Here is a 17,838-nt window from a genome sequence, read left to right as displayed (position 1 = left end):
ATGTACGATCAATTACAAGCTATCGAAGATCGATATGAAGAGCTTGGAGAATTATTAAGTGATCCCGAGGTTATCACTGACACACAACGATTTATGAAGCTTTCTAAAGAGGAAGCGAGTATTCGTGAAACAGTAGATACGTATCGTCGCTACAAGAAAGTTATTGAAGGCATCAGTGAAGCTGAAGAACTTCTTGGTGAAAATCTGGAGCCGGATATGGCAGAGATGGCCAAAGAGGAACTAGCAGAATTAAAGAAGGAAAAAGAAGTTCTGGAAGAAGAAATCAAAATCTTGCTTTTGCCTAAGGACCCAAATGACGACAAGAATATCATCATGGAAATTCGCGGGGCTGCTGGTGGAGATGAGGCTGCATTGTTTGCAGGCGACTTGTTCAATATGTATCAAAAATATGCTGAAGCGCAGGGCTGGCGAACGGAAGTCATGGAAGCCAATGTTACCGGAATCGGCGGTTATAAAGAAGTCATTATGATGATTACCGGGGATAATGTGTATTCAAAATTGAAATATGAAAGTGGGGCACACAGGGTACAACGTGTTCCTTCCACTGAATCCCAAGGACGTATCCATACTTCGACAGCAACAGTAGTCGTTATGCCTGAAGCCGAAGAGGTAGAGATCGATATTGCTGAAAAAGATATTCGTACGGATATCTACCATGCTTCTGGGGCAGGCGGTCAGCATGTCAATAAAACTGCGTCAGCAGTTCGATTGACACACTTGCCTACAGGAATCGTTGTGGCCATGCAAGATGAACGCTCTCAGATCAAAAACCGGGAAAAAGCAATGAAGATTTTGCGAGCTCGTGTGTACGATAAGATCCAACAAGAAGCTCAGTCTGAATACGATCAAAGTCGCAAGTCGGCTGTAGGTACTGGGGATCGCTCTGAGCGTATCCGGACGTACAATTTTCCACAAAATCGGGTCACTGACCATCGCATTGGCTTGACGATTCAAAAGCTCGACCAGATTTTAGCTGGCAAATTGGATGAGATCGTTGATGCTTTGATCATGTATGATCAAACACAGAAATTGGAAGAGATGCAAAATGGCTAAAACATATGTAGAAGTCCTTTCTGGGGCTTCTTCTTTTTTAGAAGCAGCCGGAAAAGAAGGGTTTGCCATCGAATATCTTTTTTTGGAACGAAAAGGCTGGGACAAGACACAATGGTTGATGCATATGCGCGAAGAGATTTCGGAGGAAGAACAGCGAGTGATTAAATCCGATCTCGACCAGTTGATGCTAGATATCCCTCCGAGCTATATGTTGGGGTACAGCTATTTTCTGAATCATCGGTTGAAAGTGAATCAGCATACCTTGATCCCTCGTCCGGAAACGGAAGAGCTGGTGATGACCTGTTTAGAAATGAGTTCGGTCAGCAGCCCATTGCGGGTCGTTGATATCGGAACTGGTACGGGTGCGATCGCAATCAGTCTGAAATTGGCACGGCCAAATTGGACTGTTACTGGATTGGATATTTCAGCAGATGCACTAGCTGTTGCGAAAGAGAACGCACAACTACTGGGGGCTGAAATTACTTTTTATCAAAGCGATGTGTTGAACGCTGTCAATGAACCACAAGATATCATTATCAGCAACCCCCCTTATATCAGTAAAGACGAATGGTCCCTGATGGATCAAAGTGTTCGAAAGTATGAACCGAAAGGCGCATTGTTTGCTGAGAAGGATGGGTTGGCTGTTTACCAACGAATTGCGCAAGAGGGACCTGCTCTTTTGAAGCCGACAGGAATGCTTTTTTTAGAAATCGGCTTTCAGCAAGGAAAAGCAGTCAAAGAAATGATGCAGCAGGCATTTCCCGATAAATCAGTGACGGTTAGAAAAGATTTGTCAGGGAATGATCGAATCGTAGTCGTTTCGAATATGCAATAAATGTGGAAAAAATTTTTTTATTGAATATTTTTGATAAAAGAACATTGATGCAACAAGCTTGAATACGCTGCAGAAGTTATCAACAGAGTTATACACACTTGACAAATGCATTATCCACAGAAAGTGGATAGTTGTTAGTTGTAGATTGATGCAACAAGAAAACTAAAAAAAAGGACTGTGGAAAAACTGTGGAAACAAAACTATTTCAAGCAGAGGAATTGGACCAAGCGGCACAGATATTAAAGCATAAGGGTTTAGTGGCTTTTCCAACCGAAACGGTCTATGGATTGGGTGCTGATGCGCTTTATCCCGATTCAGTCAAGCAAGTTTTTGAGGTGAAAGGAAGGCCGAGCGATAATCCTTTGATCGTACATGTGGCTGATTTTGAGATGACTAGACCCTATGTGGAAAAGTATCATCCATTAACCGATCGCGTAGTCAAGACTTTTTGGCCGGGCCCGCTCACGTTGATCTTTCCTATCAAAAAAAACACACTCGCTTCAATTGTTACGGGTGGTTTATCCACAGCAGCCTTTCGTATGCCAGACAATAAAAAAACACTCGAATTGATTAGAAAGGTTGGAGATCCGCTGGTCGGGCCGAGTGCAAATACGTCTGGCAAACCAAGTCCGACAACGGCCGCTCATGTTTTTCATGATTTAAACGGAAAAATTGCTGGGATATTGGATGATGGAGCAACAAAAATTGGTGTTGAATCGACAGTATTGGATATGAGCGGAGAAGTTCCGACGATTCTTCGACCTGGAGCAATTACTAAAGAAATGCTGGAAGCGGCATTGGGTGTGGAAGTTTTGTTAGATCAGCATTTAGTGATAGAAAGTGAAACACCGAAAGCTCCTGGGATGAAATATAAACACTATTCTCCTGATACCCCTGTACTGATGATCCAAGAAAATCAGTGGCAGCCTGCAATGGATTGGGCTAAAACAGAGAACAAGCGGGTTGGTATACTAGCAGGTCCTGCGATAGCTGAGAAGTATAGGAGTCAGGACCGCTATATCTTTGACGACGACACCGTTGAGGCAGCAGCCAGAGGTTTATATAGCGGGTTGCGTGCTTTAGATGAAGCTGGACAAATAGATTTGATTTTTGCACAAATAATTGAAGAGGATTCTTTGGGGGCTGCGTATATGAATCGGTTAAAAAAAGCAGCTTCACAAAAATATTTTTCAGAAAAATAGTTAAAAACGTTCGATTATCTAGAAAACTTTTCGTATACTAGATACAATCAACGAAAGAAAAGGGGAGATAACATGGACTATACAGCACTAGATCCGGAGTTATGGGAAGCAATCGAGCAGGAGACAAAGCGTCAGCAAAATAATTTGGAGCTGATTGCCTCTGAAAACATTGTTTCTGCCAATGTTCGTGCAGCACAAGGGAGCATTTTGACCAACAAGTACGCGGAAGGTTATCCTGGTCGACGCTACTATGGCGGTTGTGAGTTTGTCGATATCGTCGAAAATTTAGCGATTGATCGCGCAAAGGAACTATTTGGAGCAAAATATGCCAATGTTCAAGCACACTCAGGTTCTCAAGCGAATCAGGCTGCTTATTTGGCCTTGATCGAGTCTGGAGATACTGTTTTGGGGATGGATCTAGCTGCTGGGGGCCATTTAACTCATGGATCACCCGTCAACTTTAGTGGAAAAACGTACCATTTTGTCGCTTACGGAGTGGATCAGCAAACCGAAGAGATTGATTATGATGATCTGCTGGCAATTGCTAAAAAACATCAGCCTAAGCTAATTATTGCTGGGGCTAGTGCATACAGTCGAATCATTGATTTTGCCAAATTCCGTGAAATAGCGGACGAAGTCGGAGCCAAATTAATGGTCGATATGGCTCACATCGCGGGATTGGTTGCTGCAGGGCTGCACCCAAATCCAGTGCCTTATGCAGATATCGTGACCTCAACAACCCATAAAACGTTGCGTGGTCCGCGGGGCGGGTTGATTTTGACTAATGACGAAGCGTTGGCTAAGAAGATCAATAGCGCTGTATTTCCTGGGACACAGGGTGGGCCTTTAGAACATGTGATTGCTGCAAAAGCAGTAGCCTTTAAAGAAGCTCTGGCTTCTGATTTCAAAGTCTACAGTCAGCAGGTCATCGATAATATGAAAGCAATGGTAGAGGTCTTCCAGCAAACAGAAGATGCTCGTGTCATCTCTGGCGGAACGGACAATCATTTGATTTTGTTGGATGTAACTGGTTTCGGAGTAACTGGGAAAGAGGCAGAACATCTTTTGGATTCTGTCAACATCACCGTTAATAAGAATTCAATTCCATTTGAAACAAAGAGTCCATTTATCACTAGTGGGATTCGAATCGGAACCGCTGCAATCACAAGTCGCGGCTTCCAATCAGCAGATGCTAAAAAAGTAGCGGAATTGATTATTGCAGCGTTGCGTTCTAAAGAAAAGCCTGAGAAATTGCAAGAGGTTAAAGCTGGGGTTGCTGAATTGACAGCAGCACACCCAATCGAAGACTAGGATAAAGACTAGTTTTCTTGGACCGATTAACTTATAATGAAAGTAAATAAATATAGGTGAGGAGCAATGTACAATGGGTAAATTTCAAGTAATTGATCATCCGTTGATTCAACACAAATTAACGATCATCCGTGACAAAGATTGTGGAACAAAAGTCTTTCGTGAGGTAGTAGGAGAAATCGCCAATTTGATGGCCTATGAGGTATCTCGCGACATGCCTTTAGAAGATATCGAAATCGAAACACCAATGACGAAATCTATTCAAAAAACATTGACTGGTAAAAAAGTAGCGATCATCCCGATTCTGCGTGCCGGTATTGGAATGGTCGACGGCATCTTGGAATTGATCCCGGCTGCAAAGGTAGGACATATCGGTTTATTCCGTGATGAAGAAACATTAGAGCCTCACGAATATTTTATCAAATTGCCTGAGGACATTGATAACCGTCAATTGTTCATCGTCGACCCAATGTTGGCGACTGGAGGATCGGCAGTGATGGCGATCGATTCTTTAAAGAAACGTGGGGCATCAAACATGAAATTTGTTTGTTTAGTTGCTGCACCTGAAGGAGTGAAAACGTTACAGGATGCTCACCCGGACGTGGATATTTACACTGCGGCGTTAGATGAGCGACTGAATGAAGATGGCTATATCGTGCCAGGACTAGGCGATGCAGGTGACCGCTTGTTCGGAACAAAATAAACAAAGAGGTTCGATCTCTCAAAAATGAGATCGAACCTCTTTTTATTTAAAACGTCCATCATCGGATTTTTTTAAGCTGTTTGTAGTTGATGACGACGATACCGTTCGATTGTGTCATCAAAGACCCATTGTCCTTACGCTCGTCCAATTCGACGATTGCCGAATTTTTAAGCTGCTTTGTAACAATCCCTGTTTGCGGCTTGTCGTGAACAAGAAACGTAACATGTGTCTGTACAGGAAATTTCTTTCCTGCTTCTGAAGGGTCAATGTGCGTGTCCATTTTTCCAAATGTTGCCATAGTAAAATTCCCCCTTTGTAGTATAGTTAATTATACCATTTTTTCGGAAAATTTTCATGTAATCGCTTTTGTCAGAAGATTCGCCTTTACAATTTCGTAAAAGTTTTTTATAATTTCATATGTACTAATCGCCAGCTTAGCTCAGTTGGTAGAGCAGCGCACTCGTAACGCGCAGGTCACAGGTTCGAGTCCTGCAGCTGGCATATCTAATAAAAGCCGTCACATCAAGGATAACTCAAGATGTTGACGGCTTTTTAATTTGGACTTTTTTACTTTGTGGTCAGAGAAGCTAAGGACAATTTATTCAGTAACAAAATCATTCGCTTAAGAGATCAGAGAATCGACCACTTGCAGTACGTTTGGTTTCTTTTAATCCTGTTGACTTAGAAGCTCTTGTACGGCTTTTACAGGAATGTTAGTGATGCGTGCAAGTCGTGAAAACGAATTTCTCGAAGCCCCGCACGCTTTACAAATCGGTTCCAAATACGACAAGAGATGTTGAAAGTTCAAAATTACCATCTGTTTTTGTAGTAGAAATTAAAAAGCTATCATAAATCAGATAGCTTAGGGCAGTTCATTAGTTATTTTTCTTGAAGGAATAACCAGCGTAAAAAACAGAACATTCAAATACTCCTAGAAGGTAAGTCCAGTTTTCAAACTTACTGAATAGAGCGAAGACGTATCGGTCCAACGGAGTAAGATAAATAATCAGTATTAGGAGAAATACGCCAGTCACGATCAGACGAAATAAAGTGTATTTTTGAGGTTTTAAACTTATCAAAAAGATATAGATTCTTGTGAACAATAACCACAGAAAAAACAGAATCAGAGCATGAGAACTTCTTTCCGCAAATTGCCTTTGAGAATGGTATTCAAAAAGACGGAAAAAAGGATCAGACCAAAAATAGGAGCAATTAAGATAAACCTATTTAGTAGTAAAGAAACTTTTTCAGTATGTTTATTCTTGCGATAAAGCGATGCAGTTTTTGATAGATATAGATGATACAGACAAAGAACAATAATAAAAAGCAATAATAAATAGCTCAAAATATGACCTCCTTAAAAGAGATTATATCAAATTGAAGAAAGATAAGGGAAAAATTCCATTAACGGAGGAGTAGATAGACTTGAAAAAAGTAGTGCTATCAAAAGACAACTCAGTCGCTCACTTCTTTTTCGGAAACAAGCGAATGGATTTTCCAAATGGGAAAGTCTTGATGAGCGGGGCCGCATTGCGCTTGTAAAATATAAGTATTGCGCAACGAAATAATCAAGCAGCTCCTCCTTGTGATCGGGTGATGGGGCTATTTTGTTTAGCGAAAAATGGAAGAATAACAGAAATACGTTGTGACTTAGGGGCAGAGATTTTGAAAAAACCACCATTTATCGAAGCTGGATCGATGAATGGTGGTTTCTGTAGTTATTTAGTTTCTGTTGTGGTAGTTCCAGTCGTCGTACTGCCTGTTGTATCTGATGTAGATTTTTCCGGTTGATCCGTGCCTTGAATAATATATTTTTCATAATATTTGGAGCGTTTCGAAAGCTCTTTGCTAAATTCTTTGTAGCCCATTTCCTCAATCAAGGTTGGTGTATCGGAGAACAGGTCGGTGCCCAAGCCTAAGCGATTCCCAGAAACGGTTGCGCCCAGTGCAGACAGGGTTGTTGGATACATATCCACTGCGCTGTATTGTCGATTTTTCGTAGCCTTTGTTTTTTTAGGACTGTTAAGAATCAGATTGAAGACCGTACGTTGGTATTCTTCAGGGGCATCCTCAAAGAAATCGCTGTCCATTGTCAAATGATCACCGGAAATAACAATCGTTGTATTCTTATAAAATGGCTGCTTTTTAACCCAATCAAGAAAATCTCCCAGCATTTGGTCTGAAAAATGAATCACATTGCTGTATTGATCATCGAATTCATTGGGCGTCTCTGGCAACAGTAGTCCATCTTCAAAATGAGTATCGGCGGTCAGCATCGTAAAATTAAATGGCTCTTTTTGCTTGCTTAGGTCAGACAGTGTAGACTTCGCAAAGTCGAGTAGTTTCAGATCCTCGTATCCCCACCAAATCCGATAGTCCTCTGGAATCCAGCCTTTTTCGATGGCTGCATAGTAGTCTAGAATCTCGTAATTCCCATGTTGACTGAAGTATTTATCTCTCCCAGAAAAGCTTGCCTCTGATCCAATCAATAAGGTTTGGTTATACCCTTCTTCTTCCAATACTTCGCCGATCGAATAAGCTCCTGGTAAAAAAGAAGTGCTGTTTGGGCCATAATTGTTTGCATCCAGGGGATTGGAGGTACGTAAAGGGATACCTGAAGTTTGCGCAACCATTGCCGCTACCGTTTGATTGGCCCCCGGAATCTCCAACATTCCGCCCATTTGGTCACTATTTGAAAAGCTGATTCCTTCTTTTGTAAATTCAGTTAAACGCGGAAGCAAGTTCTGCTCTTGAATGCCTCCTTGTTCTTTTGAAAAGTAACTGCTTTCCATCGATTCTAAAAAGATGTAGATTAGATTCCGCTTCTTCTCAGGAAAAGAAATCTGCTGTTCTTTAGGATCCAAATACTTTTTGTTGTACAATTCTGTATCTTCAAACAAGAAAGTCTTAATTTCGGCATACCCAACTTCACGCACACTAAGAGTGACCATCACAAAAAAGAAAATCAAGCTCAGTTTGAACAAGCCGCGAATGTGTAGAAATCGTTGGCTAAGCGGCTTGATAAAAGTAATCAAGAAGTTAGACATCGTGTAAAAAATCGTGCCAACTGAAATAGCCAGGATAAGACTATTCAACAATGGTGAAAAGATAAAATGCTCTAATTGGATCGAGGCTGCTCCGGAGATTGGCTGACTCAAGGTATAAAAGATCGAATCTACTTGAAGGTTGCCAAAGTAGCGGGTTGCCCAGCGGCTGCTGGAGAAAACAAGAGAGCCGGTAAAAATAAAGACACAGCTGGAGAAAAATATCACCCATTGCTGCCAATGAAAAGAATAGATCCTTTGCATTTTACGCTCATGTACTATTTTATGAATAAAATAGACACCACCTGCTATAGCAAGCATGGACAAAACAGCTAACAACCCATGCCAGGGAAAGGCAGAGGTTGGAAACAGCCAACTTGAAGCCTCTGTCATCGATAAGCCTGCCTGTCGCCATAAGAGAGCAGTCGCAACTACATAAAATAAGGTCAAGTAAAGACCCGTCAGTATAAACGTTTTTCTTGGCTGATTTGTAATTTTGTATGTTATAAATAATAGGATGACTAGAAAGAAAAACATAATTCCCCCAAAAATAATAAAATTGATAATTATCACATAGTAGCATTTTAACATGAGATTATGATTAAATGAATGGTTTTAGGGTTAGAAAATGAAAGTTTAATAGAAAATTTTTTCATTATATAAAAGAATTAGAATAAAAGGAAAGAATTTTCAAAGTACTGTAGGCTGACTTTTCTTTGTTAACGGAAGCGTCTATAATAGTCAAAGTATACTGTTGGAAGAGAGATGGGAAATGAAGAATCGAAAAAGAGGAAACGATAACCGCATTGATTACGGGGTCATTTTACCCGTATTTTTATTATGCTTGATCGGGTTGTTAGCCCTTTATGTGGCTTTAACTCACGATCCAAGGGACCCAAATATTTTTCGCAGCATGACCATGCAAGGAATATGGTATGCTTTGGGAGCTTTAGTAGTTGTTATTATTATTCATTTGGATGCCAAATTACTTTGGCGTATCACGCCCTTTCTATACACCATTGGTCTTGCTGTAATGTTGGCATTGCTTTGGTTTTATGATCCTACGTTGGCAGCTTCGACTGGATCAAAAAACTGGTTTCGGGTAGGTCCAGTGACTTTTCAGCCTTCTGAATTAATGAAAATTGCGTATATCCTGATGATGGCTATGATCATCACTCAGCATAATGTGAGGACAAAGTTTCATTCGGTCAAAACGGATGTACAGTTGATCGGCAAGATGGTTTTAGTCACCTTGCCTATACTGATATTGATTATGGCCCAGGATGATTTCGGCACGATGCTAGTGTTTTTGGCTATTTTTGCGGGCATGTTTTTGATTTCTGGTATTTCATGGCGTATCGTTGTACCCACAGTGGTATTGGCCGTTGTTTTAGGAAGTTCTCTGATTTTATTGGTCACGACTGATTTTGGTCGAGAACTGTTAAGCACGATTGGTTTTAAAAATTACCAGTTTGCCCGAATCGATTCATGGATCGATCCGTTTCATGATCCTCAAGGTCAAAGCTTTCAACTAGCCCATGCTCTGATGGCGATCGGCTCTGGCGGAATGTTCGGAACAGGGTACAATGTCAGCAACGTTTATGTGCCCGTTCGTGAATCCGATATGATTTTTAGTGTCATTGGTGAAAATTTTGGATTTATCGGCGGTGCTTTTCTAATTCTATTGTATTTCATTTTGATTTATCGTATGATTCGAGTATGTTTTGACATGAACAACGAATTTTACACCTATATCGCAACCGGAATCATTATGATGCTGTTGTTCCATGTATTCGAAAACATTGGAGCCAATATTGGCTTGCTGCCGCTGACTGGGATTCCACTGCCGTTTGTCAGTCAAGGAGGGTCCTCTATATTAGGAAACATGATTGGGATCGGACTGATTTTATCGATGCGATATCAAACAGCAAATAAACAAGAACCACCGTCTCTAAGGAGGAGAAGAAGTGTATAAGTTTTATTGGTATGCGAAATGTTCAACCTGCCAAAAGGCCAAAAAATGGCTCGACGAAAAGGGAGTTGAGTATCAGACACTTGATTTGATCACAGAAACACCTTCTGCGGAAGAATTTGAAGCGTGGTTAACGAAGAGCGAATTGCCTGTCAGACGCTTTTTTAATACAAGCGGAATGAAGTATCGTGAACAAAATCTTAAGGATAAAATAAATGACTTGACTGTTTCAGAAGCAAGTCGTATATTGTCTAGCGATGGCATGTTGGTCAAACGGCCATTGATCCTAAAAGACCATGAGTTTGTGATCAACGGGTTTAACGAAGACAGATATGAAGGAGCAATTAAGTAAAATGGCACACTTAAAGAAAAAAGACGGTTTGTGGATTTTGCATAACGATAAAGAGTACTGCATGGGCTTGACTAAGGAAATACAAGAGGATTTAGGAGAAATTTCCTTCGTGTCTTTTCCGCAGATTGGTCAAACGATTCAAGCAGGAGAACCTATTTTTGAAGTAGAGGCTGAAAAAGCGGTCAATGAATTCAAAAGTCCAGTGACTGGCGTGGTGTCATCGATCAATGAAAAAGCGGACAAAAATCCTCACGCTTTAAATACAGAAGATGAACTGGATGCATGGGTACTTTCTTTGCGTCAGGTTGATCCAGAAGCCTTTGAAAAATTATAAAATGGTTAAAACGTTTGACAGGGATTTTTAAAGTTTGCTATAATCCTTTCAAATAGAACCTAAAGCAACGAAAAGAAGAGTACATCTAATCAATGTTCCAAGAGAGCTCCGGCAAGCTGAAAAGGAGTAACGGCGATCAGATGGAAGATGGTCTTTGAGCAGAATTGACGAGCCTGGGTGAGTCAATTACGGGGGTGCCCGTTACAGCACTACAGTATGCGAGTAAATCAAGTACTGGATGAGGCAGGTACTCGTGAGGGTCCTTGCAAATGTAGGTGGTAACACGGAAGTCAAAGCTTTCGTCCTAAGTGTACAGTTGTACATGTTAGGACGAGAGCTTTTTTTGTCGGAAAATCGAGTAAGGGGCAGGAGGAATACAAATGGCACTGATTGAATTACATCAGGTGGAAAAGACCTTTTCTGGAAAAAGTGGACAGATCCACGCAGTAAGTGGTGTCGATCTGATGGTGGAACCAAAAGACGTTTACGGAATCGTTGGATATTCTGGTGCTGGAAAGAGCACTTTAGTTCGTCTGTTGAACGGGTTGGAATTACCTACCACTGGAAAAGTCATTATCAAAGAACAAAACATAGCCAATCTAAATGGCTCAGCTTTAAGAAGTTTTAGGAAAAAGGTAGGGATGATTTTTCAACATTTCAACCTGTTATGGTCGCGAACAGTTTTGGAAAACATTGAATTGCCTTTAGAGCTGTCGGGGATTGGCAAAGCTGAGCGAAAAAGCAAGGCGCAAGAACTGCTAAAATTAGTTGGGCTGGAAGGGCGCGGAGATGCGTACCCTTCTCAATTATCCGGTGGACAAAAGCAGCGTGTTGGGATTGCTCGTGCGTTAGCCAACGATCCTGATATTCTCTTGTGTGACGAAGCAACCAGTGCGTTAGATCCGCAGACCACGGAGGAAGTATTGGAGCTGTTGGCAGACATTAACGAAAAACTAGGTTTGACAATTGTTTTGATCACTCATGAGATGAATGTGATTCGTAAAATCTGCAACAAGGTCGCCGTCATGGAGCAAGGAAAAATCGTTGAAGAGGGCTATGTGAAGGACGTCTTCCGCCATCCGCAACAAGCAGTCACTAAAGTCTTTGTTCAGCAGGAGCTGGAACCGAAGGAAGATACGTCAAGTTTGATTACCGAGTTTATCAAAGAAAATCCAGTAGGAACTTTAGCGACGTTGAAGTTTTTGGAAAACAATGCAGGAGAGCCTGTCGTCTCGCAAGCGATCCGCAAGTATAAAGTCGATATCAGTATTGTTTATGGCAACATTGAACGTGCAGACGGCAATTCATTCGGCACGTTGACCGTTCAATTGGCTGGAGACGAAAAAGAAATCAATCAAGCGATCGCCTATATTCAAAGTCAACATGTAGAAGTGGAGGTGCTGCATCGTGGATAGGAGCTTTTCAGAGACGTATTTGAATTTTCAGCAGGTGGATCTGACGACATTGCAGCAGGCCATTTACGATACACTGTTCATGACGGTGATCTCTATGGTGATCGTGTTCGTGATCGGATTATTGCTGGGACTGGCGTTGTATACTTTAGGCCGAAAACATTCCACGGGACGCAGCCTATTGTATGGAATTGTTTCTATTCTCAGCAATGTGTTTCGTTCTACACCGTTTATGATCCTGATGGTGCTGATCATTCCTTTTACTAAGGCGTTGGTTGGTACCATGCTAGGTGCGAAGGCAGCTATTCCGGCTCTGGTATTATCAGCTGCTCCATTTTACGCAAGACTTGTGGAGATCGCCTTTCGCGAAGTCGACAGCGGTGTGCTGGAAGCGGCAGATGCGATGGGTGCCAGCTATTGGGAGACCATTCGAAAGGTATTGATTCCAGAAAGCTTGCCTGCATTGATTTCTGGCTTGACGGTCACTTCTGTTTCGATGATCGGATTTACAGCAATGGCAGGAGCGATTGGAGCCGGCGGGCTAGGCGCACTGGCTTGGCAAGAAGGCTATCAGCGGGGAAATTACACCGTTACTTTAGTAGCAACAGTTATTATTTTAATCATTGTGTTTATCGTTCAGGGAGTCGGCGACTTTTTGACGAAGAAAACAGATAAACGATAAAAAACAGGGGGAATTAAAATGAAGAAAAGATTATTTTTATTAGCAACCGTTGCTTTTGCAACGATCGGTTTGGCAGCTTGCGGCGGAGGCAATGATGCAACAGGAGACAGCAGCTCTGGTGATGCGAATCAGAAATTGACCGTCGGCGCTTCTCCAGCACCACACGCAGAAATTTTAGATCATGTAAAACCATTGTTGGAAAAAGAAGGAATCGATCTGGAAATCAAGAACTTTGATGACTATGTTTTGCCGAATAAAGCATTGGCAGATGGAGACATCGATGCCAACTACTTCCAGCACAAGCCATTCTTTGAAAAAGCTGTTGAAGAAAATGACTACAAATTCACCGATGCAGGCGGTGTTCATATCGAACCAATGGGCTTGTACTCGAAAAAAATCAAAGACATCAAGGATCTGAAGGAGGGCGCCACGATAGTTACTTCAAGTTCTGAATCCGACTGGGGCCGTATTATTACGATTCTGCAAAATGCTGACTTGGTTAAAGTAAAAGACGGCGTGGATTTGAACACGGCAACATTTGATGATATTTCTGAAAATCCTAAGAATTTAAAATTCGAACATAATGTGGACCCCGCGTTATTGACCTCTGCATACAACAATGAAGAGGGAGATTTAGTAGCGATCAATGCCAACTTTGCTTATGGAGCTGATTTGAATCCAGTAAAAGATGCGGTTTTATTGGAAAGCGATAATTCTCCATATGTGAATATTCTTGCTGTTCGCACCGAAGACAAGGATGACGAGCGCATCAAAAAACTGATTAACGTGCTGCACGACAAAGAGGTACAAGACTGGATCTTGGAAAAATGGGATGGCTCAGTAAAACCTGTCTCTGAATAAATGACTATGAAACATGCAATTGGTGGATAAAGCTGATTGCATGTTTTTTTAGATTCAATTATTTGTTGAAATAGCTTTGGAAATGTGAAAAGAGGGGTGAAATGAAAAAGAAACCTGCTTTTTCCACTTTTGAATCCTCACTTGTCAAATTAAGAATTTTTTATTCTTCCTAATTTGATAATGATTCTAAATAAAATTTGCATTTTAAAATAGAAAGTTGCGGAATCCATTTGAATTACATTCTCAATTAGTCTAAAATAGGTGAGAACGAAAAAATATTTTGGAGGGAATTTCATGTCTGTTTTAGAAATTAAAGATTTGCATGTGTCTATTGAAGATAAAGAGATCCTAAAAGGTGTCAACTTAACCATGAAAACGGGAGAAATCCATGCCATCATGGGGCCAAATGGTACAGGAAAGTCGACCTTATCCGCTGCGATTATGGGAAATCCCAATTATGAAGTAACGCAAGGAGAAATCATATTTGACGGAACCAACGTGTTGGATCTGGAAGTAGATGAACGTGCACGTTTAGGCTTGTTCTTGGCCATGCAATACCCTAGTGAGATTCCGGGCATCAGCAATGCTGAATTTATGCGGGCGGCAATGAACGCTGGACGTGAGGAAGAAGACAAAATTTCTGTTATGAATTTTTTAAAAAAACTAGATAAAAAAATGGAACTGTTGAATATGCCGGAAGAGATGGCGGAACGTTATTTGAATGAAGGGTTTTCTGGTGGTGAAAAAAAACGCAACGAGATTCTTCAATTGTTGATGATCGAACCGACTTTTGCTATTTTAGATGAGATTGATTCCGGACTGGACATTGACGCTCTAAAGGTGGTTTCAAAAGGTATCAATGCGATGCGTGGAGAAAACTTCGGGGCATTGATCATTACGCATTACCAACGTTTATTAAACTACATCGTGCCAGACATCGTTCATATTATGATGGATGGGAAAATTGTTTTGACTGGCGATGCAGAATTAGCAAAACGCTTAGAAGCTGAAGGTTATGCTGGAATCTCAGCTGAATTAGGTATCGAATATAAAGAAGAAGTGTAGGAGGCAAGATAAATGACAAAATGGATGGATTATCTTGATGCCGTGAAGAGCTATTCCGCTTCATGGGAAGAGCCTCAATGGATGACGGATCTGCGTGTCAGTGCGTTGGAGAAAATCGAACAATTGCCTTTACCAGTGATCGAAAAAGTAAAATTTGCCCGCTGGTCCTTATACAACGTAAAAACGGAACGTCAGGAAGCTGTCGGTGATGTGCCGAGCTTTGACCAGATTGGTGACAATCCAATGGTGGTACAAACTGGGGAGCAAACGATCCTCGAACAAATCTCACCTGAATTAGCCGAGAAAGGCGTCATTTTTACGGATTTGATGACTGCGATGCAGGAGCATCCAGAGTTGGTAAAGGAATACTATATGACAAAAGCCGTTCCAATGGATGAAAACTCGCTGACGGCTTTACACGCGGCATTTATGAATAACGGTGTATTTTTGTATGTTCCAAAGAACGTAGTGATTGAGGAAGCCTTAGAAACGCTATTTATCCATAACGGAGATGAAGACGCGCATTTTTTCAAACATGTATTGATCATTGCTGAAGAAAACAGCGAGTTCTCTTATTTGGAACGTTTTCAAAGTCGAGGAGAAGCGGCAAAAAAACTTTCCGGAAACGTGGTGGTGGAAGTTATTGCCAAACCAGGTGCACGGATTAAGTTCTCAGCAGTGGATTCATTAGGGAAGAACCTGGCGACTTATATGAATCGTCGCGGATATTTGATGCGAGATTCGATGGTCGATTGGGCGATCGGGATTATGAATGATGGCAATGTCGTCGCAGATTTTGATTCTGATTTAGTCGGTGATGGTGCACATGCCGAGGTCAAGATCGTTGCGGTCAGCACCGGCAAACAAATCCAAGGGATCGATACGCGAGTGACGAACAAAGCGCCGCATACGATCGGCCATATTTTGCAGCACGGTGTCATTTTAGAAAAATCAACGTTGACCTTTAATGGCATTGGTCACATTTTGCGTGGCGCAAAAGGCGCAGATGCGCAGCAAGAAAGCCGTGTGTTGATGCTCTCAACCAAATCACGCGGGGATGCTAATCCGATCCTTTTGATTGAAGAAAATGAAGTAACTGCTGGACATGCAGCCAGTGTAGGACGCATTGACCCAGAAGAATTGTTTTATTTGATGAGTCGCGGTATTTCCAAAGAGGAAGCAGAGCGTTTAGTAATTCGTGGATTCTTAGGACCTGTGATCACTGCTATCCCCGTGAAAACAACCCGCAGCCAATTGATCGATACGATCGAAGGGAAGTTGACGAAAAAATGATCGATTTTACACAATTAAGGAAGGATTTTCCGATTCTTTTTCAAGAAGTCAATGATGAGCCGCTAGTGTATCTCGACAATGCAGCAACGACGCAAAAACCGACCTTGGTGCTGGATGCGTTGCGGCATTACTACGAGAATGACAATGCGAATGTCCACAGAGGCGTCCATACGTTAGCAGAACGTGCGACAGCTGACTATGAAAATAGTCGTGAGAAAATCCGGACATTTATCAATGCAAAGGAAACAGCAGAAGTATTATTTACCCGCGGAACCACGACTGGTTTAAACTGGCTGTCACGCAGCTATGGAGATGCATTTGTTCAAGAAGGTGATGAGATCGTGATCTCTTTCATGGAGCATCATTCCAATATTATTCCTTGGCAGCAGCTGGCGAATCGAAAAGGCGCTACCCTTCGCTATATCTCGATAACTGAGGACGGTTTTCTGGATCTTGAAGAAGCAAAAAAAGTCATCAATTCCAAAACAGCGATCGTTTCAATCGCCCATGTCTCTAACGTTTTAGGTGTTGTTAACCCTATCAAGGAATTGGTGCAGCTGGCACATCAAAATGGTGCGGTGATGATCGTGGATGGTGCCCAAGCTGTTCCCCATATGAAAGTCGATGTTCAAGAGCTGGATGCTGATTTTTATGCCTTTAGTGGCCACAAAATGTGCGGACCAACTGGAATTGGTGTACTATATGGAAAAAGAGAACTTTTAGAGCAAATGGAACCTATTGAATTTGGTGGAGAGATGATCGATTTCGTCAATCTGTACGACAGTACATGGAAAGAACTGCCTTGGAAATTCGAGGCAGGTACGCCAAATATCGCAGGAGCGATCGCATTAGGCGCCGCAATCGATTACTTATCAGAGATCGGGATGGACAGCATTCATCGCTACGAGCAGGAATTAGTCGATTACGTAATGCCTAAATTGCAAGCAATTGATGGATTGACGATTTACGGTCCTCAAGATACGAAGGATCATACGGGTGTGCTGGCTTTCAATTTAGAGGGTGTGCATCCTCATGACTTAGCAACTGCATTGGATATGGAAGGTGTTGCTGTTCGTGCAGGCCATCACTGCGCACAGCCTTTAATGAAGTATTTGCACTTGCCGGCGACTGCCCGAGCAAGCTTCTATTTCTATAACAACAAAGCAGATGCGGATCGTTTGATTTTTGCTCTAGAAGCCACAAAGGAGTTTTTCAAAGATGGCATTATCTAAATTAGACAATCTGTACCGACAAGTGATTTTGGATCATTCTTCTCGTCCGCACCACTTTGGGAAATTGAATGATTCCACACGCACCATTGAAATGAACAACCCTACCTGCGGAGATGTGATTGAGTTGGAGTTATCCGTAAAGGATGGGATCATCAAGGACATCGCATTTTCTGGCAGTGGCTGTTCTATCAGTACTGCCAGTGCATCAATGATGACGGATGCGGTAATCGGCAAAACAGTAGAAGAAGCAGAGCATCTCGCTGTAAGTTTTGCTCAAATGGTTCAAGGCAATCAGCTAAACGAGGAAGACACAGATGCACTGGGCGAAGCAGCCATGCTTAGCGGCGTTGCAAAATTCCCAGCCCGGATCAAGTGCTCGACCTTAGCTTGGAAAGCATTAGGCAAAGCCTTGACAGATGATGAAGGCAAAGCCACAGCAGGTCAATTTCATAAAGAATAGGAGCGG

At 41.9% G+C, this 17,838-nt stretch carries 17 protein-coding genes, 1 tRNA gene and 1 other annotated feature; of the genes, 16 read left to right on the top strand and 2 right to left on the bottom strand.

Annotated elements, in window-relative coordinates:
* The 5 genes from prfA to upp all read left to right on the top strand — a co-directional run bounded on the left by prfA (nt 1) and on the right by upp (nt 5,125).
* Nucleotides 1–1,074 carry a peptide chain release factor 1 gene (gene prfA / locus NRIC_RS14975; RefSeq protein ID WP_146623515.1) on the top strand — a complete coding sequence of 358 codons (1,074 nt, stop codon included), beginning with the start codon at nt 1–3 and terminating at the stop codon, nt 1,072–1,074.
* Entirely contained in the window at nt 1,067–1,909 is an 843-nt protein-coding gene (gene prmC, locus NRIC_RS14970; protein ID WP_146623514.1) for a peptide chain release factor N(5)-glutamine methyltransferase, read from the top strand. Before prfA ends, prmC begins: the two co-directional genes overlap by 8 nt.
* Before the next feature lie 188 nt (nt 1,910–2,097).
* Nucleotides 2,098–3,111 (top strand): L-threonylcarbamoyladenylate synthase, encoded by a 1,014-nt coding sequence (locus NRIC_RS14965; protein ID WP_146623513.1) that lies wholly within the window; start codon nt 2,098–2,100, stop codon nt 3,109–3,111.
* 72 nt (nt 3,112–3,183) lie between these two features.
* Nucleotides 3,184–4,422: a serine hydroxymethyltransferase gene (glyA, locus tag NRIC_RS14960; protein WP_146623512.1), complete on the top strand. Its 1,239-nt coding sequence runs from the start codon at nt 3,184–3,186 to the stop codon at nt 4,420–4,422.
* Nucleotides 4,423–4,495: 73 nt separating this feature from the next.
* Nucleotides 4,496–5,125 (top strand): uracil phosphoribosyltransferase, encoded by a 630-nt coding sequence (gene upp, locus NRIC_RS14955; protein WP_146623511.1) that lies wholly within the window; start codon nt 4,496–4,498, stop codon nt 5,123–5,125.
* 58 nt (nt 5,126–5,183) lie between these two features.
* Here upp and NRIC_RS14950 read toward each other — a convergent pair whose 3' ends face one another.
* Entirely contained in the window at nt 5,184–5,423 is a 240-nt protein-coding gene (locus NRIC_RS14950) for a hypothetical protein (RefSeq protein WP_146623510.1), read from the bottom strand.
* A 130-nt stretch (nt 5,424–5,553) separates the two neighbouring features.
* Between NRIC_RS14950 and NRIC_RS14945 the strand changes: the two genes are divergently transcribed.
* Nucleotides 5,554–5,626 (top strand) — tRNA-Thr (locus NRIC_RS14945).
* Nucleotides 5,627–6,843: 1,217 nt separating this feature from the next.
* On the opposite strand, the gene NRIC_RS14930 is transcribed toward NRIC_RS14945, so the two are convergent.
* The gene (locus NRIC_RS14930) at nt 6,844–8,562 is read right to left on the bottom strand and encodes an LTA synthase family protein (RefSeq protein WP_227873820.1); all 1,719 of its coding nucleotides are present in this window, start codon (nt 8,560–8,562) and stop codon (nt 6,844–6,846) included.
* Nucleotides 8,563–8,941: 379 nt separating this feature from the next.
* On the opposite strand from NRIC_RS14930, the gene NRIC_RS14925 reads away from it, so the two are divergent.
* The 10 genes from NRIC_RS14925 (at nt 8,942) to sufU (ending at nt 17,832) form a co-directional block, all read left to right on the top strand.
* A complete protein-coding gene (locus NRIC_RS14925; RefSeq protein WP_146623509.1) occupies nt 8,942–10,144 on the top strand; it encodes an FtsW/RodA/SpoVE family cell cycle protein in 1,203 nt (400 codons plus the stop codon).
* Complete coding sequence (locus tag NRIC_RS14920) at nt 10,137–10,493, top strand: arsenate reductase family protein (RefSeq protein WP_146623508.1); 357 nt, start codon at nt 10,137–10,139, stop codon at nt 10,491–10,493. The genes NRIC_RS14925 and NRIC_RS14920 overlap by 8 nt, the downstream gene beginning before the upstream one ends.
* Nucleotide 10,494: 1 nt before the next feature.
* Nucleotides 10,495–10,827 carry a glycine cleavage system H family protein gene (locus NRIC_RS14915; RefSeq protein ID WP_146623507.1) on the top strand — a complete coding sequence of 111 codons (333 nt, stop codon included), beginning with the start codon at nt 10,495–10,497 and terminating at the stop codon, nt 10,825–10,827.
* A 58-nt stretch (nt 10,828–10,885) separates the two neighbouring features.
* Nucleotides 10,886–11,137 (top strand) — a binding site (T-box leader).
* Between the two features lie 70 nt (nt 11,138–11,207).
* The gene (locus NRIC_RS14910) at nt 11,208–12,242 is read left to right on the top strand and encodes a methionine ABC transporter ATP-binding protein (protein ID WP_146623506.1); all 1,035 of its coding nucleotides are present in this window, start codon (nt 11,208–11,210) and stop codon (nt 12,240–12,242) included.
* Nucleotides 12,235–12,921: a methionine ABC transporter permease gene (locus NRIC_RS14905; RefSeq protein ID WP_146623505.1), complete on the top strand. Its 687-nt coding sequence runs from the start codon at nt 12,235–12,237 to the stop codon at nt 12,919–12,921. The genes NRIC_RS14910 and NRIC_RS14905 overlap by 8 nt, the downstream gene beginning before the upstream one ends.
* A gap of 18 nt (nt 12,922–12,939) precedes the next feature.
* The gene (locus NRIC_RS14900; RefSeq protein ID WP_146623504.1) at nt 12,940–13,782 is read left to right on the top strand and encodes a MetQ/NlpA family ABC transporter substrate-binding protein; all 843 of its coding nucleotides are present in this window, start codon (nt 12,940–12,942) and stop codon (nt 13,780–13,782) included.
* A gap of 294 nt (nt 13,783–14,076) precedes the next feature.
* On the top strand, nt 14,077–14,847 hold the full coding sequence (sufC, locus tag NRIC_RS14895; RefSeq protein ID WP_146623503.1) for a Fe-S cluster assembly ATPase SufC: 771 nt from the start codon (nt 14,077–14,079) through the stop codon (nt 14,845–14,847).
* Between the two features lie 12 nt (nt 14,848–14,859).
* On the top strand, nt 14,860–16,140 hold the full coding sequence (gene sufD, locus NRIC_RS14890; protein WP_146623502.1) for a Fe-S cluster assembly protein SufD: 1,281 nt from the start codon (nt 14,860–14,862) through the stop codon (nt 16,138–16,140).
* Complete coding sequence (locus NRIC_RS14885) at nt 16,137–17,372, top strand: cysteine desulfurase (RefSeq protein WP_146623501.1); 1,236 nt, start codon at nt 16,137–16,139, stop codon at nt 17,370–17,372. The genes sufD and NRIC_RS14885 overlap by 4 nt, the downstream gene beginning before the upstream one ends.
* Entirely contained in the window at nt 17,359–17,832 is a 474-nt protein-coding gene (sufU, locus tag NRIC_RS14880; protein WP_146623500.1) for a Fe-S cluster assembly sulfur transfer protein SufU, read from the top strand. Before NRIC_RS14885 ends, sufU begins: the two co-directional genes overlap by 14 nt.
* Nucleotides 17,833–17,838 lie beyond the last annotated feature (6 nt).

Origin of the sequence: Enterococcus florum, assembly GCF_004309355.1 — a bacterium.
In the GTDB taxonomy this organism is placed as follows: domain Bacteria; phylum Bacillota; class Bacilli; order Lactobacillales; family Enterococcaceae; genus Enterococcus_A; species Enterococcus_A florum.
The sequence above is the reverse complement of the archived record's forward strand: the minus strand, read 5'-3'. Positions and strand labels throughout refer to the sequence as shown.

Excerpts from the sequence above, each read along its gene's own strand:
- NRIC_RS14910 (WP_146623506.1), top strand. The coding sequence starts at position 11,208 with ATGGCACTGATTGAATTACATCAGGTGGAAAAGACCTTTTCTGGAAAA.
- upp (WP_146623511.1), top strand. The coding sequence starts at position 4,496 with ATGGGTAAATTTCAAGTAATTGATCATCCGTTGATTCAACACAAATTA.
- sufD (WP_146623502.1), top strand. The coding sequence starts at position 14,860 with ATGACAAAATGGATGGATTATCTTGATGCCGTGAAGAGCTATTCCGCT.
- sufU (WP_146623500.1), top strand. The coding sequence starts at position 17,359 with ATGGCATTATCTAAATTAGACAATCTGTACCGACAAGTGATTTTGGAT.
- prfA (WP_146623515.1), top strand. The coding sequence starts at position 1 with ATGTACGATCAATTACAAGCTATCGAAGATCGATATGAAGAGCTTGGA.
- NRIC_RS14950 (WP_146623510.1), bottom strand. The coding sequence starts at position 5,423 with ATGGCAACATTTGGAAAAATGGACACGCACATTGACCCTTCAGAAGCA.
- sufC (WP_146623503.1), top strand. The coding sequence starts at position 14,077 with ATGTCTGTTTTAGAAATTAAAGATTTGCATGTGTCTATTGAAGATAAA.
- NRIC_RS14915 (WP_146623507.1), top strand. The coding sequence starts at position 10,495 with ATGGCACACTTAAAGAAAAAAGACGGTTTGTGGATTTTGCATAACGAT.
- NRIC_RS14925 (WP_146623509.1), top strand. The coding sequence starts at position 8,942 with ATGAAGAATCGAAAAAGAGGAAACGATAACCGCATTGATTACGGGGTC.
- glyA (WP_146623512.1), top strand. The coding sequence starts at position 3,184 with ATGGACTATACAGCACTAGATCCGGAGTTATGGGAAGCAATCGAGCAG.
- NRIC_RS14930 (WP_227873820.1), bottom strand. The coding sequence starts at position 8,562 with ATGACAGAGGCTTCAAGTTGGCTGTTTCCAACCTCTGCCTTTCCCTGG.
- prmC (WP_146623514.1), top strand. The coding sequence starts at position 1,067 with ATGGCTAAAACATATGTAGAAGTCCTTTCTGGGGCTTCTTCTTTTTTA.
- NRIC_RS14885 (WP_146623501.1), top strand. The coding sequence starts at position 16,137 with ATGATCGATTTTACACAATTAAGGAAGGATTTTCCGATTCTTTTTCAA.
- NRIC_RS14900 (WP_146623504.1), top strand. The coding sequence starts at position 12,940 with ATGAAGAAAAGATTATTTTTATTAGCAACCGTTGCTTTTGCAACGATC.